The sequence below is a fragment of the Burkholderia sp. A2 genome (assembly GCF_001729305.1).
Taxonomy (GTDB): domain Bacteria; phylum Pseudomonadota; class Gammaproteobacteria; order Burkholderiales; family Burkholderiaceae; genus Burkholderia; species Burkholderia sola.
Map to the genome: position 1 here is coordinate 13699 of NZ_LZXX01000098.1, position 18274 is coordinate 31972.

15 protein-coding genes are annotated in these 18274 nt (G+C 68.7%); 5 read left to right on the forward strand and 10 right to left on the reverse strand.

The features are described 5' to 3' along the window. Positions 1 to 32 precede the first annotated feature (32 nt). The 9 genes from A9Z05_RS18050 to A9Z05_RS18090 all read right to left on the reverse strand — a co-directional run bounded on the left by A9Z05_RS18050 (position 33) and on the right by A9Z05_RS18090 (position 11099). Complete coding sequence (locus A9Z05_RS18050; RefSeq protein WP_069619324.1) at positions 33 to 1271, reverse strand: ABC transporter substrate-binding protein; 1239 nt, start codon at positions 1269 to 1271, stop codon at positions 33 to 35. 300 nt (positions 1272 to 1571) lie between these two features. Continuing rightward, positions 1572 to 2780: a porin gene (locus A9Z05_RS18055; RefSeq protein WP_069619325.1), complete on the reverse strand. Its 1209-nt coding sequence runs from the start codon at positions 2778 to 2780 to the stop codon at positions 1572 to 1574. Positions 2781 to 2951: 171 nt separating this feature from the next. Beyond that, the gene (locus A9Z05_RS18060; RefSeq protein WP_069619326.1) at positions 2952 to 3890 is read right to left on the reverse strand and encodes a helix-turn-helix domain-containing protein; all 939 of its coding nucleotides are present in this window, start codon (positions 3888 to 3890) and stop codon (positions 2952 to 2954) included. A gap of 70 nt (positions 3891 to 3960) precedes the next feature. Then, positions 3961 to 4551, reverse strand: a complete 591-nt coding sequence (locus tag A9Z05_RS18065; protein ID WP_069619327.1) for a DUF3156 family protein — start codon at positions 4549 to 4551, stop codon at positions 3961 to 3963. After that, positions 4548 to 6050: an APC family permease gene (locus A9Z05_RS18070; protein ID WP_069619328.1), complete on the reverse strand. Its 1503-nt coding sequence runs from the start codon at positions 6048 to 6050 to the stop codon at positions 4548 to 4550. Before A9Z05_RS18070 ends, A9Z05_RS18065 begins: the two co-directional genes overlap by 4 nt. 222 nt (positions 6051 to 6272) lie before the next feature. Further along, complete coding sequence (locus tag A9Z05_RS18075; RefSeq protein WP_069619329.1) at positions 6273 to 7613, reverse strand: aspartate aminotransferase family protein; 1341 nt, start codon at positions 7611 to 7613, stop codon at positions 6273 to 6275. Between the two features lie 63 nt (positions 7614 to 7676). After that, positions 7677 to 9179, reverse strand: coding sequence for an aldehyde dehydrogenase family protein (locus A9Z05_RS18080; RefSeq protein ID WP_069619330.1), 1503 nt, complete (start codon positions 9177 to 9179; stop codon positions 7677 to 7679). A gap of 149 nt (positions 9180 to 9328) precedes the next feature. Beyond that, a complete protein-coding gene (locus A9Z05_RS18085) occupies positions 9329 to 10057 on the reverse strand; it encodes a LuxR C-terminal-related transcriptional regulator (protein ID WP_069619394.1) in 729 nt (242 codons plus the stop codon). Between the two features lie 163 nt (positions 10058 to 10220). Next, positions 10221 to 11099, reverse strand: coding sequence for a neutral zinc metallopeptidase (locus A9Z05_RS18090; RefSeq protein ID WP_069619331.1), 879 nt, complete (start codon positions 11097 to 11099; stop codon positions 10221 to 10223). A gap of 430 nt (positions 11100 to 11529) precedes the next feature. Here A9Z05_RS18090 and A9Z05_RS18095 point away from each other — a divergent pair, with 430 nt between their 5' ends. The 5 genes from A9Z05_RS18095 (at position 11530) to A9Z05_RS18115 (ending at position 16385) form a co-directional block, all read left to right on the forward strand. Beyond that, on the forward strand, positions 11530 to 12321 hold the full coding sequence (locus A9Z05_RS18095) for an SDR family NAD(P)-dependent oxidoreductase (protein ID WP_069619332.1): 792 nt from the start codon (positions 11530 to 11532) through the stop codon (positions 12319 to 12321). A gap of 99 nt (positions 12322 to 12420) precedes the next feature. After that, positions 12421 to 13473, forward strand: coding sequence for a LysR family transcriptional regulator (locus A9Z05_RS18100; RefSeq protein WP_069619333.1), 1053 nt, complete (start codon positions 12421 to 12423; stop codon positions 13471 to 13473). A gap of 100 nt (positions 13474 to 13573) precedes the next feature. Continuing rightward, positions 13574 to 14257: a DUF4286 family protein gene (locus tag A9Z05_RS18105; protein ID WP_069619334.1), complete on the forward strand. Its 684-nt coding sequence runs from the start codon at positions 13574 to 13576 to the stop codon at positions 14255 to 14257. Positions 14258 to 14326: 69 nt separating this feature from the next. Then, the gene (locus A9Z05_RS18110; RefSeq protein WP_069619335.1) at positions 14327 to 15634 is read left to right on the forward strand and encodes an MFS transporter; all 1308 of its coding nucleotides are present in this window, start codon (positions 14327 to 14329) and stop codon (positions 15632 to 15634) included. Between the two features lie 49 nt (positions 15635 to 15683). Continuing rightward, positions 15684 to 16385, forward strand: a complete 702-nt coding sequence (locus tag A9Z05_RS18115; RefSeq protein ID WP_069619336.1) for a DUF2848 domain-containing protein — start codon at positions 15684 to 15686, stop codon at positions 16383 to 16385. Positions 16386 to 16799: 414 nt separating this feature from the next. Here A9Z05_RS18115 and A9Z05_RS18120 read toward each other — a convergent pair whose 3' ends face one another. Further along, complete coding sequence (locus A9Z05_RS18120) at positions 16800 to 18191, reverse strand: RtcB family protein (protein ID WP_069619337.1); 1392 nt, start codon at positions 18189 to 18191, stop codon at positions 16800 to 16802. Between the last annotated feature and the right edge of the window lie 83 nt (positions 18192 to 18274).

Sequence of the window (18274 nt, forward strand, 5' to 3'; positions counted from 1 at the left end):
GCGACCTCGGGCCACCGAGTTGACGCGCGCGGTCACTTGCCGGCCGCGGCCGTTGCCTGCGCGATCTTCTGCTGCGCCTGACGCAGTGCGGCGTCCGGTGCGGCCTGCCCCGTCAGCGCGAGCTGCAACTGGTCGCCGAGAATGCTCTCGACCTGCTGCCAGTCCGTCACGCGCGGCCGCGCACGGCCGGCCTCGAGCGCCTTCAGCTGATCGGGATACCAGCGGTACTGGCGCACCAGCGCCGGATCGTTGAACACGCTGCGGCGGGTCGGCGGAATGCCGATGCCGGCGAGGCGCGTCTGCGTATCGCGCGCGGTCAGGTAAGCGAGGAAGTCCTGCGCGAGCTTCGCATGCGGCGCGTCCTTCGGAATGCCCATCTGCCAAATGCCGAGCATCGGGGCCGGGCCCGCGGTCTGCCCCGGCGGCGGCTGCAGCGCGATCTGCCCGACCACGCGCGACTGCTTCGGATCGTCGAGCGCCGGCACCCATGCCGGCCACACCTCGATCGACTGCGCGGCCGTGCCGCGCTGCAATGCATCGCGCACTTCGGCCGCGCCGTACACGTCGACGTCCTTCGGCGCGAACGCCTTCAGTGCGAGGAACGTCTTCAGCGCGGCCTGCGCTTCGCGCGAATCGATCGTCACGTTGCCGGCACGGTCGAACACGTCGCCGCCATACGCCCACAGGATCGGCAGGAAGCCCGTGACGACCGGGTTGCCCTTCGTGCCGCGAAACACGACGCCCGACACGCTCTTGTCCGCGCCGCCGACGGTCTGCGCGATCTTCAGCACGTCGTCCCAGTTGCGCGGCGGTTGCAGTTTGTACTTCGCGAGCAGGTCCTTGCGGTACGCAAACATCTCGACGTTGCCGACGATCGGCAACGCGTACAGCGCGCCGGCCGCATTGCGGCCGAGCGCGACGGCGGACGGCACGAGATCGGCGTCGGCGAGCGCCGCGGGCAGCGGCTTCAGCCAGCCGTTACCGATGAATTCGGGCGCCCACGTGTCGTCCATCATCACGAGGTCGTACGCGCCGGTGCCTTCGCGCATCGACAGCTTGAGCTTCTGGTACAGGTTCGCGTTCGGCAGCTTGAGCAGCTCGATGTCGGTGCCCGGATGCAGCTTGTTGAAGCCGGCGACGGCGTCGGCGAGCCCCTTGCCGTAGATGTCGTCGCGGCCCGCGATGACGAGATCCGCCGCAAAGGCGTGCGTGGCGACAACGGATAGCGCAACGGCGGCGGACAGCGCCCGCAGGCGACTCAGCAAGGTCATGAGGTCTCTCTCGATCGGCGTATGGAGCGGAACAGTCATGCGTTGCACACGTGTGCAATGCCGGCGACACGTTGGGTCGCGTGAAGCGTCGCCATTGTTCACGCTGACCGTGAAGGTATTGTGGCAAAGCGCAAAGCCTAGCCACCTGACGCGCGCATTCCGTCCATCCAGGCCCGTTCAGTCAAGCATACGGACGTTTTTTCAAACGTCGCTTTCCATCACTCGACGGGTGCCGGACCCTGCACGCGGAGGCAGCACGGCGGCACGCGACCGACGTGCCGCCGCCAGCCGCATTCGACGTCAGAAGTTCACACGAATGCCCGCCATCACGGCGAGCTGCCGGCTCGAATTGCTGTTCGCGAGCACCGGAATCTGCGCGTAGTTCACCGCGTTGCCATTCCCATCGGTGCCGAGCCCCGTGCCGCTCGCGATCTGCCCGATCGCGACCGCATACAGCGCGGTGCGCTTCGACAGGCTGTAGTTCGTGCCGACGTTGACCTGATGGAAACGCGTCGTGCCGCGCCCGTCGGTGTGCGCGGCGTTGAAGATGTACGCGACGCCGCCCTGCAGCGCGGGCGTGAACATGTACGTGACGTTCAGCTCGCCGACGTCGAACGTGAATGCCTGCGTGCGCGGCTGCGCGCCGGTCGAGAAATAGCGGCTGTCGCCGAGACGCGTGTGCGTGTAGGTCAGCGCGACCGTCGCCGCGCCGAATGTGACCGAGCCGCCAGCGCCGAACGCGCGCATCGAGCCGGCGTCCTGCAGCAGGCAGAGCATCGCGCCCGGGTTGCTGCACGCGAAATCGCCGATATAGCCGCTCGCGCCGCCGAGCGCCGCGTCGAGCGGCTGGTGCAGGTCGAGATAGCCGACCGAGAAAGCGACCGGCGCACGCGTGTAGGTCGCGGCGACCGCATAGCCGCGCTTCGCGGAAAAGTCGCCGGCCTGCCCGCCGAAGCTGAACGTGCCGCCGAACGTGAGGCCGTTGAAATCGGCGCTGGTGAACTTCACCGCATTGTTGAAGTTGAACGCGGCGTTCAGGTTGTCGACGTCGCCGAGATGCGAGCCGTACGGCGTCGCCCAGTTGTTGCTCGATACGTATGCGCCGAGCATGTCCGTGTACGAGTCGTATTGCCGGCCGAGGCCGAGCGTGCCGATCGAATCCTGGCGCAGCCCGACCCATGCCTGCCGGCTGAACGCCGTGCCGCCCTGCAGCGCCTGCCCGTTCGCGGACAGAAACTGCTGCTCGAGCGAGAACACCGCGCTGAGCCCGCCGCCGAGCGGCTCGGCGCCCTGGAAGCCGAAGCGGGACGGCACCAGGTTGCCGCCGCCCATCTGCCATGCATGGCCGCCGCCCGTGCTGCCGTCGGCGCGCGTGAACTGCTGGTTCGTCGAATAGATGATGCCCGTGTCCACGGTGCCGTACAGCGTCACGCTGCCGGAGGTTTGCGCGTGCGCGTGCAGGCAACCCAGCATGGCCGCGGCTGCGGTCAGTCGTCGTCCGTTCTTCATGTCCCGCCCCTCAATGGTCATCGGTTCGCAGTACAAACCGATGGTGTTGTCGATATGGGTGGCAGGACTTTATCCAGCGAAAATTCCGGACCTCTATCCCAAATCAGCAAACGGTGATGGGGACGGGCAATACACGACGGCGCTCGGCGGCGCCGCCACGGTGAGGAGGCGTCATTCGGGACGCAAGGTTTGCGACGGCAGCTCGCCGAACAGGTCGCGATACTCGCGCGCGAAATAGCCGAGATGCGTGAAACCCCAGCTCGCGGCGGCCTCGCCGACGCCGAGCTGCTGCACCGGGGTCGTGCGCAGCAGGCGACGCACCGCGTTCAGCCGGATCGTGCGCAGGTAGCCGACCGGCGTGACGTCGGCCACGCGCTGGAAGCTCGTTTGCAGCGTGCGGCGGCTGCAGCGCAGCGCGCGACACAGTTCGAGCACGGTGACGGGTTCTTCGGGCCGCTCGCGCAGATGCTTCTCGCAGCGGCTCACGATATCGCTGTAGGTGGCGTGCGTGATGTCACGGCGCTCGACGCCGATACCGTGTTCCAGCGCATCGAGGAACATGCCGAGCATCGCGTCGCGGAACATCTTGCGGGTCGCCGCATATTCGAGGCAGCCCGGGTTGCGCTGCGCATCGTCGATCAGCGCCGACAGCCGCACGCCGAGCGCGACGCCCTGCGCGTCGGACAGCCGCGTCACGTGCCGCAGCCTGCGCGCGGCCGTCGCGCCGAATTCGGCTTCGCACAGCTCGTCGATCATGTCCGACGCGGCGCTGATCCCGACCAGCCCCATCCCTTCCGGCGTGTGAAACTCGAAATCCTCGCCGGCGCGTAGCGCGAGCAGCGCATAGCCGTCGACCGGCTGGCCCTGGAACGTACCCGCGAGCGGCACCGACAGCGGCACCGCGAGCGACGTGCGTCCGACCGGCGCGAGCCCGGTTTGCGCGACACGGCGGTTGGTCGTCTCGCGGAAGAAGTGGAAATCGTCGTACAGCACCTGCGTGACGGTGCCCTTGAAGCGGCCCGGCGTCATCTGACGGTACACCTGATGCCAGCCCGCGATCGCGAGCCCGTGATCGTGCACGTCTTCGTGTGAACGGGACTGGAACAGCATCGGCGTCTCCGGTAAAACCCTCGGGTGCTGGATGCGGCCGCCGGGCTCGCACGGCACGCACCGTCACAGCTTACCCTCGCAAAATCCTGCGTAGTGCGGTTTCGAACGCAAGACAGGCCGCCGACAGCGCGGCGGCCTGCTCATCGATCAGCCTGACGTAACGGCGAAACGACGGCATCCGGTTCACGACCTCGCTGCCGCCGAACGGCACGATCGCGAGCGTCCAGCGGCCGTCGCGCGCGGCGATCGTGCAGTCGCTCAGGTGCAGCGGGCGCAGCGCGTCGGCAAGCGACGAATCGGCGACGAGCGCGGCCACCGTCCGGAAAAATCCGGGGTCGCATCCCGGTGCGGGCTCGGCCGCGACGCCGGTGCGCCGCAGCCAGCCGGTCTGCAGCATGCGCGCAAGGCCCTGCCCGGCCGGCCCGACCGCATGGATCGACACTTGCACGCTGACCGTATGCATCAGGAACTGACGGTCGACGCGTTCCTCGATGCTCACGCGCACGCCGTTCGGCAGCCGGGCCAGGGTTTCGGCCGCGCCGCCGTCCGCATCGCGCACCGCCCCGAGGTCGGCCAGCACGCGCGCCGCGATCGCGCCGGGCCGGTGGCCGGGCGGCGGTGTGCCGGGCGCCGCGCGCCATCGGGCGAATACGAGCTTCACGACACGACGTGCTCGTTGCGCAGCACGTCCTCGACCGGCACCGGCCTGAACGGATGCCGGCGCTGCACGACGAGCGTCCAGAACAGCGCGTACAGCGCGGTGAGCCCCAGCATCGCGCCGAACGGCACGTAGATGTCGCGCGCGTTCATGCCGGGCGGCGTGATGTACCAGATCGCGAGCACGATCCCGACGCTCGACACGATCTGCGGCAGCGGGAACAGCGGCGAACGGTACGGCCGCGGCAAGTCCGGGCGGCGGATGCGCAGCATCACGACCGACGCGGTGACGAGCAGGTACGCGGTGCCCCATGCGCAGGTCGCGGCGAGCACGAGGTGCAGGATGCTGTCGAGGTTGCCGTTGATCAGCCATGCATGGAAGATCGGCACGACCGCCGCCGCGATGATGCCGACCACCGGTGTCTTGAAACGCGGATGCAGGTACGCGAAGCAGCGCGGCAGCGCGCCGTCGATCGCCATCCCGTACAGGATGCGCGGCAGCCCGGCCATCAGCGTGTTGATCGTCGCGGCGCCCGCGCACAGAAACGCGATGCCGAACCAGATCCGCCCGAACGGCCCGAGCACCTGCAGCGCGAACGCCGGAATCGCCCCGGGCGTGTCGAGCAGGTGCGTGAGGCCGTCCGGGCTCACCGGCACGTTCGGGACCTGGCGGCGGATCGCCGCGCCGTACAGGAACATGCAGATCGCGACGCCGACGAGGCCGAGCGCCATCGCGCGCGGGATCGTCCGGCCGGGCGCCTTCATTTCCGGCGCGAGCGGCGTGACGAACTCGCAGCCGACGAACATGAACATCGCCATCCCGACCAGCGATAGCACGGCCGGGATGGACGTGCCGACTTCCGACCCGCCGAACCAGCCGTCGAGATGCACGGCCGGCGCGGCCGCGAGCCCGAGGATCCCGAAGATCATCAGCGACAGCCACATGCCGGCCGTCAGCACGATCTCGAGCTTGCTGAACACCTTGATGCCGACGATGTTGGTGATCGCGAACGTGACCACGAGGCCGACGCCGACGAGCCATGAACTGTTGTGCTTCTCGAACGCGGCGTTCAGCGATTCGAAGTTCACGAGCGCCATGATGCCGCTCAGGATCGTCTCCGCGGTGCCGGCGAACACGTGCACGAGGAAATACGCGGAAATCGTGCCGGTGATCGCCCAGAAGCGGCCGAGCCCGCACGACAGGTAATCGTAAACCGAGCCGGCCGTCGGCAGCATCGCGGCAGCTTCGGAGAACGTGGTGGCCTGCGCCTGCATCATCACGAACGCGATGATCATCGCGACCGCGAACGCCCAGCCGCCCATCCCGAAACCCGACGTCGCGGTGAGGATCACCGGGCTCGCCATGATGAGCCCGACCGCGCTCGCCAGCGCGGTCGGAAAACCGACCGCACCGGCCTTCAACGCGGTGCCGCCGCCTGCTTCAGCCGGCGCACCGGCGGGCGTATCGCCCGCGGCGCCGGTCATTCCCGACCATCCCGACATCGTCGTCTCCTTCGTGGGTTGGCCCTAACCGGCGCTTCGTCGGCGGCCGGGGCCAGATGCTTTGCGGTCGGCCCCGGGCGGTGTTTCAGCGCGTCGATTCCCGGGGCCCTTCGTCGATCACGGCGTGATCCGATGTCGAAAAAATACGCAGGCAAAATAATCCGGTCATAGCGCAAATCGGCAAACCCGCGATGGCGTTTACCCGCCACCGCGGGTTGGCCGTCATGCGAACGGCACGGCCTCGAAGCCGGCGGCGAGCGCGTCGACGATCCGGTCGAGCTGTTCGCGCTGGATCACGAGCGGCGGCGACAGGATGATCTTCGTGCCGACCGGGCGCACCAGCACGCCGTGCTCGCGCGCGACTTCCGCGACCGCGTTCGCATAGCCCGACAGCGGATCGATCGGCTCGCGCGTATCCTTGTTCGCGACCAGATCGAGCGCAAGCATCAGCCCCTTGCCACGCACCTCGCCGACCGCCGCGAACCGTTCCGCGAACGGCTGCAGCGCTTCGAGCAGATACGCGCCCTGCTTCGCCGCATTCGCCGGCAGGTCTTCCTTCACGACGATATCGAGGCTCGCGATCGCGGCCGCGCAGGCGACCGGGTGACCGGCGTACGTATAGCCGTGCATGATCGCGCCGCCGAAATCGGCATTCGCGGCGAACGCGTCCTCGATTCGCGCGTTCACGACCGTCGCCCCGAGCGGCACGTAGCCCGACGAAATCCCCTTCGCGAGACACATGATGTCGGGGCGCACGCCCCAGCCGCGGCTGCCGAACAGACTGCCGCTACGGCCGAAGCCCGTCACGACTTCGTCGGCGATCAGCAGCACGCCGTAGCGGTCGCACACTTCGCGCACCAGCGGCCAGTAATTCGCCGGCGGTACGATCACGCCGCCCGCGCCCTGGATCGGCTCCGCGATGAACGCGGCGACGGTGTCCGGGCTCTGGAACTGGATTTCGCGCTCCAGCATTTCCGCGCAGATCCGGCCGAGTTCCTCCGGGTCCTGCGTGAACGGGTTGCGGTACAGCCACGGCGTCTCGACGTGGAAGCAGCCGGGCAGGTTCGGTTCGTAGTTGCGGCGGAACACCGTATTGCCGTTCACCGACGCGCCGCCGAAGTGCGTGCCGTGATAACCCTGCTTCAGCGAGATGAACTTCGTGCGATCGGCCTGGCCGCGCACCTTCCAGTACTGGCGCGCGATCTTCAGCGCGGTCTCGATCGCATCGGAGCCGCCCGAGCTGTACAGCACGCGGCGCATCCCTTCCGGTTCGAGCATGTCGATCACCTTCTTCGACAACTCCTCGGCGCGCGGATGCGAGATGCCGTCGAACAGCTGGAAGTATTCGAGTTCGTCGAGCTGACGCACGATCGCGTCCTTCACTTCCCGGCGGTTGTGGCCGACGTTCACGTTCCAGAGGCCCGCGACGCCGTCGACCAGCTGCTTGCCGGTTTCGTCGAACACGTAGCAGCCGTCGCCGCGCACGATGCGGATCGGCTTGCGCTGTTTCATTTCGTTCGGGTGCAGCATCGGGTGCCAGAATTTCGCTTCGTTGTAGCTCATTGCAATCTCCACTGTCGGATCGTTTGAATCGGGTTCGTTCGGGTTCGAGCGTCGCGCCGTGCGTCAATGCGCGATGCAGACGGATTTGGTTTCGGTGAAGCCTTCGATCGCGTACTGGCCGAATTCGCGGCCGATGCCCGATTGCTTGTAGCCGCCGAACGGCATCGACGGATCGAGCGGGATATGGCAGTTCACCCACACGGTGCCGGCCTCGATCCGCGGCACGAGGTTCATCACGCGTGTCAGGTCGTTGCTCCAGATGCTCGCGGCAAGGCCGTACGGCGACGCGTTCGCGAGGCGCACCGCGTCGGCCGCGTCGTCGAACGGCACGACGACGATCACCGGGCCGAATACCTCGTCGCGCACGATCGCGCTGTCCGGGTGCGGATCGGCGATCACGGCCGGCTTCACGTAGTAGCCGGGCAGATCGTCGGCCGGCGTGCCGCCCGCGAGGAACGTGAGGCCCGCGCGGCGCGCGCCCTCGATGTGCTCGACCACCTTGTCGCGATGGTGCGCGGATACGAGCGGGTTGATCTGCGCGGTGGTATCGAGGCCTGCGCCGAGCTTCATCGACTGCGCGACGCCGGCGAGGCCGTCCGCGAGCTGCGCGAACTTGCTGCGATGCACATAGATGCGCGAAGCGGCCGCGCACACCTGCCCCTGGTTGAAGAATGCGCCGGCGGCCACCCCGTCGAGCGCCTGCGCGACGTCGACGTCGTCGAGCATCACGATCGGGTTCTTGCCGCCGAGTTCCAGCGAGAACCGCGTCATGTTCTGCACGGCGGCCGCGCCGACCAGCTTGCCGGTCGCGGTCGACCCCGTGAACGAGATCTTCGCGATCGACGGATGGCTCGCGAGCGCCGCGCCGCAGACGCGGCCGCCCGTCACCACGTTGAACACGCCGGGCGGCACGCCGGCTTCGCGGGCCAGTTCGGCCAAGCGCAGCGCCGTCAGCGGCGTTTCCGGCGACGGCTTCAGCACGATCGTGCAGCCGGCCGCGAGCGCCGGAATCAGCTTCCACACCGCGATCATCAGCGGGAAATTCCACGGCACGATCGCGGCGACCACGCCGACGGGCTCCTTGCGCGTATAGGCCGTATAGCGCGCGCCGGGCGGGAACGGGATCGACACGTCGAGCGTCTGGCCGGTGATCTTGGTCGCCCAGCCGGCCATGTAGCGCACGTATTCGACGCTCGCGCCGACTTCGATCGCGCGCGACACGTGAATCGACTTGCCCTGGTTCAGCGTTTCGAGCTGCGCGAGCGTTTCGGCGTCGGCTTCGATCAGGTCCGCGAGTTTCAGCAGGATGCGTTCGCGGTCGGCCGGCCGCAGCCCGCTCCAGACACGCGCGTCGAACGCGCGTTTCGCACTGGCGACCGCGCGGTCGACGTCTTGCGCGTCGGCGTCGGCGACGGTCGCGAGCCGCTCGCCCGTGGCGGGGTCGTACACGTCGAGCCGGGCAGCCGCGTGCGCGGGCTGCATGGCACCGTCGATGAAGAGGCCGAAGTCGCGCGCGACGAAGGTGCGCACGGTGTCGCTGACGGCGACGAAGTTCGTGTGGCTCATGGGCGTCTCGTTGATTGTCGTGGCTGGACCGCGGGCCGGTGAGGCACGCGGGCGTCGGACCACTGTATCGACGAGAATTCACGCCCGGTGAGCGCAAATTGGCAGCGCGTTATCGCAAGACGATCACGCGTCGTGCCGCACGATCCCGATTAGAGGAACAACGCCCCGACCAGCTCCGTGCGATTCGACACGCCGAGCTTGCGGTACATCCGCATCAGATGCGTCTTGATCGTCGGCGGTCCGAGCGCGAGATCGCGTGCGATCTCCTTGTTCGAGCGACCGTCGCGCACGAGCCGCGCGATCTGCTCCTCGCGGTAGGTCAGCCGTTCCTCGCAATCGATCCGGTGGATGCCGCGCCGTGCACGCAGCAGCGGGCTCAGTGCGGCTTCGGCGACCGGCTGCAGCCGCGCGAGTGCGTCGATCTCGCCGGGCGCGAAGCGTCGTGCGGTGCCGTTGCCGTTCGCGTCGCCCATGCCGAAGCGCAGCAGCGAGAACGCGCCGACCGTCCGGCCCGCGTCGCGCAGCCAGATCTCGACGACGTCGGCCACGTCGTGCCGCCGCAGAAAACGGGTCCAGTACGCGGACGCAGCGCGTCGTTCGTCGGGCAGTTGGGACGCGAGCGTGACGACCGCGCATTCGCCCGCCGCGCAGCGCGACGGATGCAGCGGATCGAGCGTCCGGTAGCGGGCGACATAGGTGCGGTGCATCGATTCCGGCATCCCGAACAGCTCGAAATCGGCCGGTTCGCCGCTCTGGTCGAGCCGGTAGAACACGATCGCCGACGGGCTCGCGAACGCGTCGAACGCGTCCACGCATGCGCGCAGCGTGCGTCGCCAATCGGCGGGAGCGCAGTCGGTGGGGGCGGACAAGGTAGGCATGGGAATCGGCTGGCGCGCGAATGCATCGAATCTCGACGTCCGGGCCAGCGTACCGACGCCGACAAGCGCCGGTGAGCACAAATCGGCAAATCGTCCCCGGGCCGGCCGTGGTGGCCGGTTCAACCGGGACGATACGGGCGCGCGAAGGGGCGCGCGCCCTGGTTCAGCGCGCGTTCGCGGCGAACGTGTCGCAGGCGCTCACCTCGCCCGATTCCATCCCGCGCCGCAGCCAGTACACGCGCTGCTCGCTCGTGCCGTGCGTGAAGCTTTCGGGCACGACGTAGCCCTGCCCTTGCTGCTGCAGCCGGTCGTCGCCGATCGCGGCTGCGGCCTTCAGCCCCTGCTCGAAATCGCCCGGCTCCATCAGCCGCTGGTTCGCGCGCTGCGCGTTGTTCGCCCACACGCCGGCAAAGCAGTCGGCCTGCAGCTCCATCCGTACCGACAGCGCATTCGCGCGCGCCTGGCTCGACCGCCGGCGCGCGGCGTCGACCTTGTCGGCGATGCCGAGCAGGTTCTGCACGTGATGGCCGACTTCGTGCGCGATCACGTAGGCCTGCGCAAAATCGCCACCCGCGCCGAAACGCCTGCGCAGTTCGTCGTAGAAGCCGAGATCGATGTACACGTTGCGGTCGCCCGGGCAGTAGAACGGCCCCATCGCGGTCTGGCCGGTGCCGCATGCGGTCGGCGTCGAGTTCGTGAACATCACGAGCTTCGGCGGTTGGTACTGCGCGTGCAGTTGCGTGTTGAACACGCCCGTCCACGTGCGTTCGATATTGCCGAGCACCTTGCGCGTGAACACCGCGCCGGGATCGTTCGCCGGCGCGCCCTGGTGCTGGGTCGGCGCGGGCTGCGCCTGCTGCTGCCTGCCCTGCAGCGCCGACGCGCCTTCGAGCACGACGCGCGGGTCGATCCCGAAGAAATACGATGCGGCCAGCGCGACCACGATCGTGCCGATGCCGATCGTCGCGCGCCCACCGCCGAACCCGCCGGCGCCGCGGCGATCCTCGACGTTCATGCTTTCTCTTTCGTCGTCCAGCCTCATTGCCGGCCCCTCCCTGTTCTTTTGTCGATGGTCCGGCCGCGCCAGCGCGCAACCGGGCGATACGCCGTGGCGACATGAGCCGTCGGCGGACGCGATACATGCGCATCGGACGCCGGCTCGCAGCGATGCCGCCTGCCGCGCGATTGCCGGCCGCATCCTTGCGGGCCGCACCATTCGTACGACGGAATCGGTTGATCAACACGCCGCGCGCCGTTGCGCGCCTGCTTACGCTATTTTGCCGGGCTTTCGTGGCTTATCGCAAAAATGTGGAGGATAGAGCGATTCGGCGGCGGACATCGTCAGCCTTTGCAAAATGGGCCACGGCCGCCGCGTTTGGCCGTCCGGAAGACCCCCATTCATCCTTTCGGCGGATACCGGCGCGCGCCGGCGCCGCCTAAAGTGGCCGGAACGCATCTTCCCGGAGAACGACATGACGCCCCCGCCACCCCGCACGATCGCGATTACCGGCGCAGGCACCGGCATCGGCGCCGCGTGCGCGCGCCGCTTCGCCCGCAGCGGCGACCGCGTCGTGCTGATCGGACGCCGTCAGGCGCCGCTCGACGCATTGGCTGCCGAAACGGGTGGCCTCGCGCTGGCCGGCGACGCCGCCAGCCCCGCCGACTGGGCCGGCTTCCTGCCGCGCATCGCCGAACGCTTCGGCCGCGTCGATGCGCTCGTCGCCTGCGCGGGCGGCCATGGCATCGGCCGCGCGGACGAAACCGACGACGCGCAGTGGCGTGACGCGATGCACGCGAACCTCGACACCGCATTCGTCAGCGCCCGCGCATGCCTGCCCGACCTGATCGCGCAGCGCGGCAATATCGTGCTGGTCGCGTCGATCGCGGCGCTCGCGGCAGGGCCCGGCGTATGCGGCTACACGGTCGGCAAGCACGCGCTGCTGGGGCTGGCGCGATCGCTCGCACGCGACTACGGCCCGCACGGCGTGCGCGCGAACGCCGTCTGCCCCGGCTGGGTCCGCACGCCGATGGCCGATGCGGAAATGGAACCGCTGATGGCCGCGCACGGCGATTCGCTCGACGATGCATACGCACGCGTCAGCGCCGACGTGCCGCTGCGGCGCGCGGCCGATCCCGACGAGATCGCGGCCGTCTGCGCGTTCCTGGCGTCGCCGGACGCCTCGTTCGTGACCGGCACGACGCTCGTCGCGGACGGCGGCGCGACGGTCGTCGACGTGCCCACGCTCGCGTTCGACCGGCTGTGACGCCACGAAAGGCGTCACGCGTGCCTGCCCGCTTCCGAATCCGTTAACATCGTCCCGATCCGCCGCCTGGCGCGGCACCGCCTTACCGTTCGAGATTCGATGAACATCCGGTTCCTGGAAACCTTCGTCTGGCTCGCGAAGCTGGAAAACTTCCGGCTCACGGCCGAGAAACTGCATACGACGCAGGCGGCCGTGTCGAGCCGCATCGCCTCGCTCGAGGAAGCGTTCGACGTGCGCCTGTTCGACCGCAACACGCGCTCGGCCACGCTCACGCCCGCGGGCCGGCGCATGCTGGCCTACGCGGAGCGGATCGTGCGGCTCGACGGCGAAATGCGGCGCGACATCGATGCGGCGAGCGACGCGGGCCTGATCCGGATCGGCGTGATCGAATCGATCGTGCACAGCTGGTTCCCCGCGCTGATGGCGCAACTGCGCGAACGCTATCCGCGCCTCGACGTCGAGATCACGAGCGACACGACGCTGCACCTGATCCGCCTGCTCAGCACCGATGGCGTCGACCTGATCCTGCAGACCGATCCGGTGCCGGGCCCGGATTTCACGAACCTGCCGCTGGGCGAATTCCCCGTGCGCTGGGCCGCGAGCCCGCGCCTCGGGCTCGGCGGCCAGCCGCTCGACGTCGCGCGCCTGGCCGGGTTTCCGATCATCAGCTTCTCGCGCCACTCGGCGCCGCACGCGACGATCGAGCGGCTGTTCGCGGCGGTCGAACGGCCGGCCAGCATCAACTGCATCACGTCGGTCGCCGCGATGATCCGCCTCGTCGCCGACGGGCTCGGCGTGGCTGCGCTGCCGCCTGCGATCATCGGGCGCGAACTGCATGAAGGCGCGCTCGAACTGCTCGACGTCGAACCGGAATTCCCGGCGCTGCCGCTCGTCGCGACGTACCGCAGCCAGGGGTTGCCGGTCGCCGCGCGCATCGCGGAACTCGCGAGCGAAGTGGCACGTGCGACGGCGGCTGCCGCGAATCTCGCGAAACCGGCTGCACCGGCCGCCTCCGATCGCGTCGACGCAACGCCCGCGCGCAGGGCAACCGGGACAAAGACGATTCCCCCGGCGGAAACGAAGCCGAAGCGCACGACGAAAGCCGCATCGCCTGCCGCGCCTGCCGCAAAACGGCGCCCGCGCCGCTCATAAGAAAACCTGTTCACCGCGAATTTGTTTTCTTGTTGGACGGGCGCGGGCCGTCTTCGGGACACTGGGGTTCCTGACATCCCCCGTCACGAGGAACCCCGCGATGACCCGCCTTTCCCTTCCGCACGGCCAGCTCTGCGTCTGGACGGATATCGACCCCGCGCACGAAGCCGATTTCAACGCGTGGTACGACCGCGAGCACATGCAGGAGCGTGTCGCGATTCCCGGCTTCACGCATGCACGGCGGTTTCGCGCGACCGATGGCGGTCCGCGCCGATACCTCGCGCTGTATGTGACGGACGCGCTCGACGTGTTCCACGGCGACGCGTACCGGCGCGCATTCACGCAGCAGACTCCGTGGTCGCTCGCGAACTTCGAACGCATGACGGGCACGCAGCGGCGCGTTGGCGAGCTGACGATCGAGGCCGGCGACGGCGAAGGCGCGCATCTCGCACTGTTCGTGCTGCCGCCGGATCGCATCGACGTGCCGCAACTGCGCGAGCGTTTCGACGCGGCGCTGCAAGCACCGGGCATCCACGCCGCGCGGCTCTTCCGCACGTCACCGGACCTGTCCGCGCCGATCGGCGCATCGGCGGCCGCCCATCCGGCCGCCGATGCGCTGGTGCTGATCGAAGGCAGCGACGCAGCAGCCACTCGCCGCGTGGCCGCCATGCTCGCCGGGCACGACGACGTGCGCACCTTCGACCTGCTGTGGCGCGCCGCGTCACCGCTGCCCGCCCAGCGACGCGAAGCCGAACCGGCCGCCGATGCCGCGCTGCCTGCCTGAACGTTCGACGCCGACGCCCACGCCGGCCTCGCGCTTCACCCCGTCACCCGTCACGACCCGCCCGATACCATGAGCACTCTCGCCCAGCCCGCCGCCCACGCGCCCCGCCGTGTCCGCAACAGCCGACTCGCGACCGCGAGCATGATCGGCACGTCGCTCGAGTGGTACGACTTCACGATCTACAACACGCTCGCCGCGCTCGTTTTCAACCACCTGTTCTTCCCGTCGGTCGATCCGCTGGCCGGCACGATCCTCGCGTTCTCCACCTATGCGGTCGGCTACGTGTCGCGCCCGCTCGGCGGCTTCGTGTTCGGCAACCTCGGCGACCGCATCGGCCGCCGCGCGGTGCTGATGCTCACGCTCGTGCTGATGGGCGTGACGACCGCGCTGATGGGCGTGCTGCCGACCTATGCGCAGGCCGGCATCCTCAGCCCGATCCTGCTCGTCGCGCTGCGTTTCGTGCAGGGTGTCGCGCTCGGCGGCGAATGGGCCGGCGCGGTGCTGCTGTCGGTCGAGCACGGCGACCAGAAACGACGCGGGCTGTCCGCGTCGTGGACGCAGATCGGCCCGTCGTTCGGCACGTTGCTCGGCACCGGCTGCATCGCGCTCGTCACGCTGTCGACCACGCCCGACAACTTTCTGTCGTGGGGCTGGCGCGTGCCGTTCGCGGCCAGCGCGCTGCTCGTCGCGTTCGGCTTCTGGGTGCGGCGCGGCGTCGACGAAACGCCGCAGTTCGAGCAGCTCGCCGAATCGCACGCGACCGCCGAAGTGCCCGTCGCCGACGTGCTGAAGTACCACTGGAAGCGCCTGCTGATCGCGGGCGGCTCGCGAATCGGCTCGGACGTGCTGTATGCGCTGATCGTCGTATTCACGCTGACCTACGTGACGACCGTGCTGCACCTGTCGCGCCCCGTCGCGCTGACGGCCGTGATGATCGGCACGGCGTGCAACGCGCTCTCGGTGCCGTTCTTCGGCGCGCTGTCGGACCGTTTCGGCCGCCGGCCCGTGTATCTCGTCGGCGCAATGGCCGGGATCGTGTGGGCGTTCGTGTTTTTCACGCTGCTCGATTCGGCGCGCCCGGCGGCGATCGTCGCGGCCGTCGCGATCGGCCTCGTGATCCATGCGGTGATGTACGGCCCGCAGGGCGCATTCGTGACCGAACAGTTCCCGACGCGCGTGCGCTATGCCGGCTCGTCGCTCGCGTACACGCTCGCCGGCATCGTCGGCGGCGGCTTCGCGCCGCTCGTGATCGCCGCGCTGTTCCGGCAGACGGGCACGACGACCGCCGTGTCGCTGTACGTCACCGCCGCGCTCGTCGTCACGTCGATCGCACTCGTCGCCGCGCGCGAGACCGCGCACCGGCCGCTCGAGGATTGAGCGTCGCCACCAGCCGCATCGTTCCTTCGCACTTCAAACGGATATCCGCATGCCCACCCTGTCGTTCAACGTGATTTCCCTGCAACGCGCGCCGGCCGCCGTCGACGTCGACATCGAGCGCGTCGTGATCGCCGGCTGGGCCGGCCGCGACCCGGCCGCGATCCGCGCACACATCGACGAACTCGCTGCGCTCGGCGTCGCGCCGCCATCGACCACGCCGTGCTTCTATCGCGTGTCGTCGGCACTGCTCACGCAGGCTCCTTCGATCGGCGTGCTCGGTGCGCGCTCGGGCGGCGAGATCGAATGCGTGCTGGTCGACAGCCCGGCCGGCACACTGGTCACGGTCGGCTCCGATCACACCGATCGCGAAGTCGAGGCGTACGGCGTCGCCGTGTCGAAGCAGGTGTGCGCGAAGCCGCTCGGCCGCGACGCGTGGCGCCATGCGGATGTCGCCGATCACTGGGATGCGCTCGAGATGCGTTCGTGGCTGATTACGCGCGACGGCGAGCGGACGGCGTATCAGCACGGCGCGGTCAGCGGCCTGCTCGCGCCCGACGCGCTGTGGCAGCGGTTCGACGATCGCCACGCGATGCCCGTGCGCTGCGCGATGTATGGCGGCACGGTCGCCGTGCACGGCACGATCGCGACGATGAGCAACGGCGATGCGTTCGAGATGGAGCTGCACGATCCGGTGCTCGGACGCAGTCTCACGCATCGCTACGCAGTCGAGGTGTTGCCGGTCGTGGCTTGACGGCGAACGGAAAACCGCACGGGACGCGGGCGCCACGGCTGTCGGTCGTGACGCCTGTTCCTACCGGTACGACTCGAAGCAGTGATAGTCCGGGAAGTTGAACTGCGAGTTGCCGCAGGACATCACACCGGCCAGGTTGGTACACCCGCTCAACGTGAACATGATTGCTCCCGCAACCGACGCTTTCCAGCCGAAATGCAACATCTCGCCCCCGTTTCCCGTTGATCGACGTTGACGACATGATGCTCATCGGATGCGCGCGGGTATGTGGAAAATTGTTGCCCCGCGGGTGCTTCGATTCTGTCCGACGCTCCGGTGCCGGGCATGGCCCGACGCACCGGAAAGCGGTCGAGGTGTGTGGCTGCGCGTGACGCAGAAAATGGCGGCGACGCAACGCGCACGCGCCATCGCCCGTCACGCCTTGAACGTGATCCACGGTTTCAGCCGGACCGCACTTCGGATCAGCCCGGCCTGCTCCTGCGAGTCGATCACCGGCCCGATCGGCTTGTAGGCCTCCGGCGCCTCCTCAATCCGGCGTTCGTCGCGCAACGTCACGCATCGCCACGTACCGGGCGCGTGCTCGGTACGCATCCTTCGCAACGCCTGACGGCGCACGCTCCGGCCCGCGCCGTGGCTGCATGACCACAGCCAGTCGGGATGGCCGAGCCCCGTCGCCAGAAACGACGCGTCGCCCATCGAGCCGGGAATCAGCGCGAAATCGCCATCGCGCGCGGGTGTCGCGCCCTTGCGGTGGATGTTCATGCCGTTCTCGCGCAGCACGACGTTGTGCGGCACGTCGACCACGAGCGCCGATCCGGTCGCGCCGGTCAGCTCCGCCAGCTCCTTGCGCACCATTTCCGCGAGAACGACGCGGTTCAGCCATGCATAGCGCGCGGCCGTGCCCATCGCGACGAGGTATTCGCGCGCCAGTTCGCCGGACAGACCGTACAGGCCGCTCTCCGGATGCCTGACGCCGGCCGGCCACGCGGCACGCGCGCGATCCATCCAGCGCCGCCCGACGTAGAAGCCGACATCGCGCGAGCCGCTGTGAATCATCACGACGACATCGTCCTTCGCGAGCCCGGCGCGGTACGCCGCATGCCGGTCGAACACCGCGTCGACGATCTGGAGTTCGACGAAATGGTTGCCCGAGCCCGGCGTGCCCAGGCTCGGGTCGCGAAACATGTCGCGCGAGCCGACATGCGCGTCCGGCGCATACTTCGCGCTGCCGTCGAACCCGGCGAGACCGATGCACGACGACAGTTCAGCGGCCAGCCGGTCGCGGTCGACCTGCTGCCACAGCCCCTGCCGCGCCACGCGGTCGATGAATGCCGCCGGGCCCGCGTCGAACAGCGCGCGAAATGCGTCGCCGCCGACCGGCACGTCCCGGCGATCCGCGAGAATCGTACGCGTGAGCCGCTCGACGAGCGCCGCTTCGAATGGCGCGAGGGCCGAGCGCTTGAGACCCGTCGTGACGAGGCGCATCCCGCAGTTGATGTCGGTGCCGATCGCGGCCGGAATCACGAACGCGTCGTCGGTCGCGACGACCGAGCCGACCGGCGCGACGCCGCCCGGATGGAAATCGGGCGTCGCGCACGCCTTGCAGACGCCGTGGCGGCCATCGGGCGACCGGACCGCGGCGAACGCGAGCAGCTGCTGCACGGCCTTCTCCTCGAGCGGGAGCGAATCGGGCAGCAGCACGGAAGCCTGCGACTGTTCATTGCGCAAATGGTAGATGCCGGCCTGATGGTCGACATGGATGCCTTGCCGCTGCAAGGCTTTTTTCAGACGAGGGAAAGTAGACATCGCTGCTGGAAATGAAAAAGGTACGACGCGACCTCCGGCATTCCGGCGGTCGTGGGTACCTTCCTGCAGCAGCGTCGAGGAAG

What these genes read in the sequence shown, in the direction of transcription:
- A9Z05_RS18050 (WP_069619324.1), bottom strand. Translation starts at nt 1,271, where the DNA reads ATGACCTTGCTGAGTCGCCTGCGGGCGCTGTCCGCCGCCGTTGCGCTA.
- A9Z05_RS18055 (WP_069619325.1), bottom strand. Translation starts at nt 2,780, where the DNA reads ATGAAGAACGGACGACGACTGACCGCAGCCGCGGCCATGCTGGGTTGC.
- A9Z05_RS18060 (WP_069619326.1), bottom strand. Translation starts at nt 3,890, where the DNA reads ATGCTGTTCCAGTCCCGTTCACACGAAGACGTGCACGATCACGGGCTC.
- A9Z05_RS18070 (WP_069619328.1), bottom strand. Translation starts at nt 6,050, where the DNA reads ATGTCGGGATGGTCGGGAATGACCGGCGCCGCGGGCGATACGCCCGCC.
- A9Z05_RS18075 (WP_069619329.1), bottom strand. Translation starts at nt 7,613, where the DNA reads ATGAGCTACAACGAAGCGAAATTCTGGCACCCGATGCTGCACCCGAAC.
- A9Z05_RS18080 (WP_069619330.1), bottom strand. Translation starts at nt 9,179, where the DNA reads ATGAGCCACACGAACTTCGTCGCCGTCAGCGACACCGTGCGCACCTTC.
- A9Z05_RS18085 (WP_069619394.1), bottom strand. Translation starts at nt 10,057, where the DNA reads ATGCCTACCTTGTCCGCCCCCACCGACTGCGCTCCCGCCGATTGGCGA.
- A9Z05_RS18090 (WP_069619331.1), bottom strand. Translation starts at nt 11,099, where the DNA reads ATGAGGCTGGACGACGAAAGAGAAAGCATGAACGTCGAGGATCGCCGC.
- A9Z05_RS18095 (WP_069619332.1), top strand. Translation starts at nt 11,530, where the DNA reads ATGACGCCCCCGCCACCCCGCACGATCGCGATTACCGGCGCAGGCACC.
- A9Z05_RS18100 (WP_069619333.1), top strand. Translation starts at nt 12,421, where the DNA reads ATGAACATCCGGTTCCTGGAAACCTTCGTCTGGCTCGCGAAGCTGGAA.
- A9Z05_RS18105 (WP_069619334.1), top strand. Translation starts at nt 13,574, where the DNA reads ATGACCCGCCTTTCCCTTCCGCACGGCCAGCTCTGCGTCTGGACGGAT.
- A9Z05_RS18110 (WP_069619335.1), top strand. Translation starts at nt 14,327, where the DNA reads ATGAGCACTCTCGCCCAGCCCGCCGCCCACGCGCCCCGCCGTGTCCGC.
- A9Z05_RS18115 (WP_069619336.1), top strand. Translation starts at nt 15,684, where the DNA reads ATGCCCACCCTGTCGTTCAACGTGATTTCCCTGCAACGCGCGCCGGCC.
- A9Z05_RS18120 (WP_069619337.1), bottom strand. Translation starts at nt 18,191, where the DNA reads ATGTCTACTTTCCCTCGTCTGAAAAAAGCCTTGCAGCGGCAAGGCATC.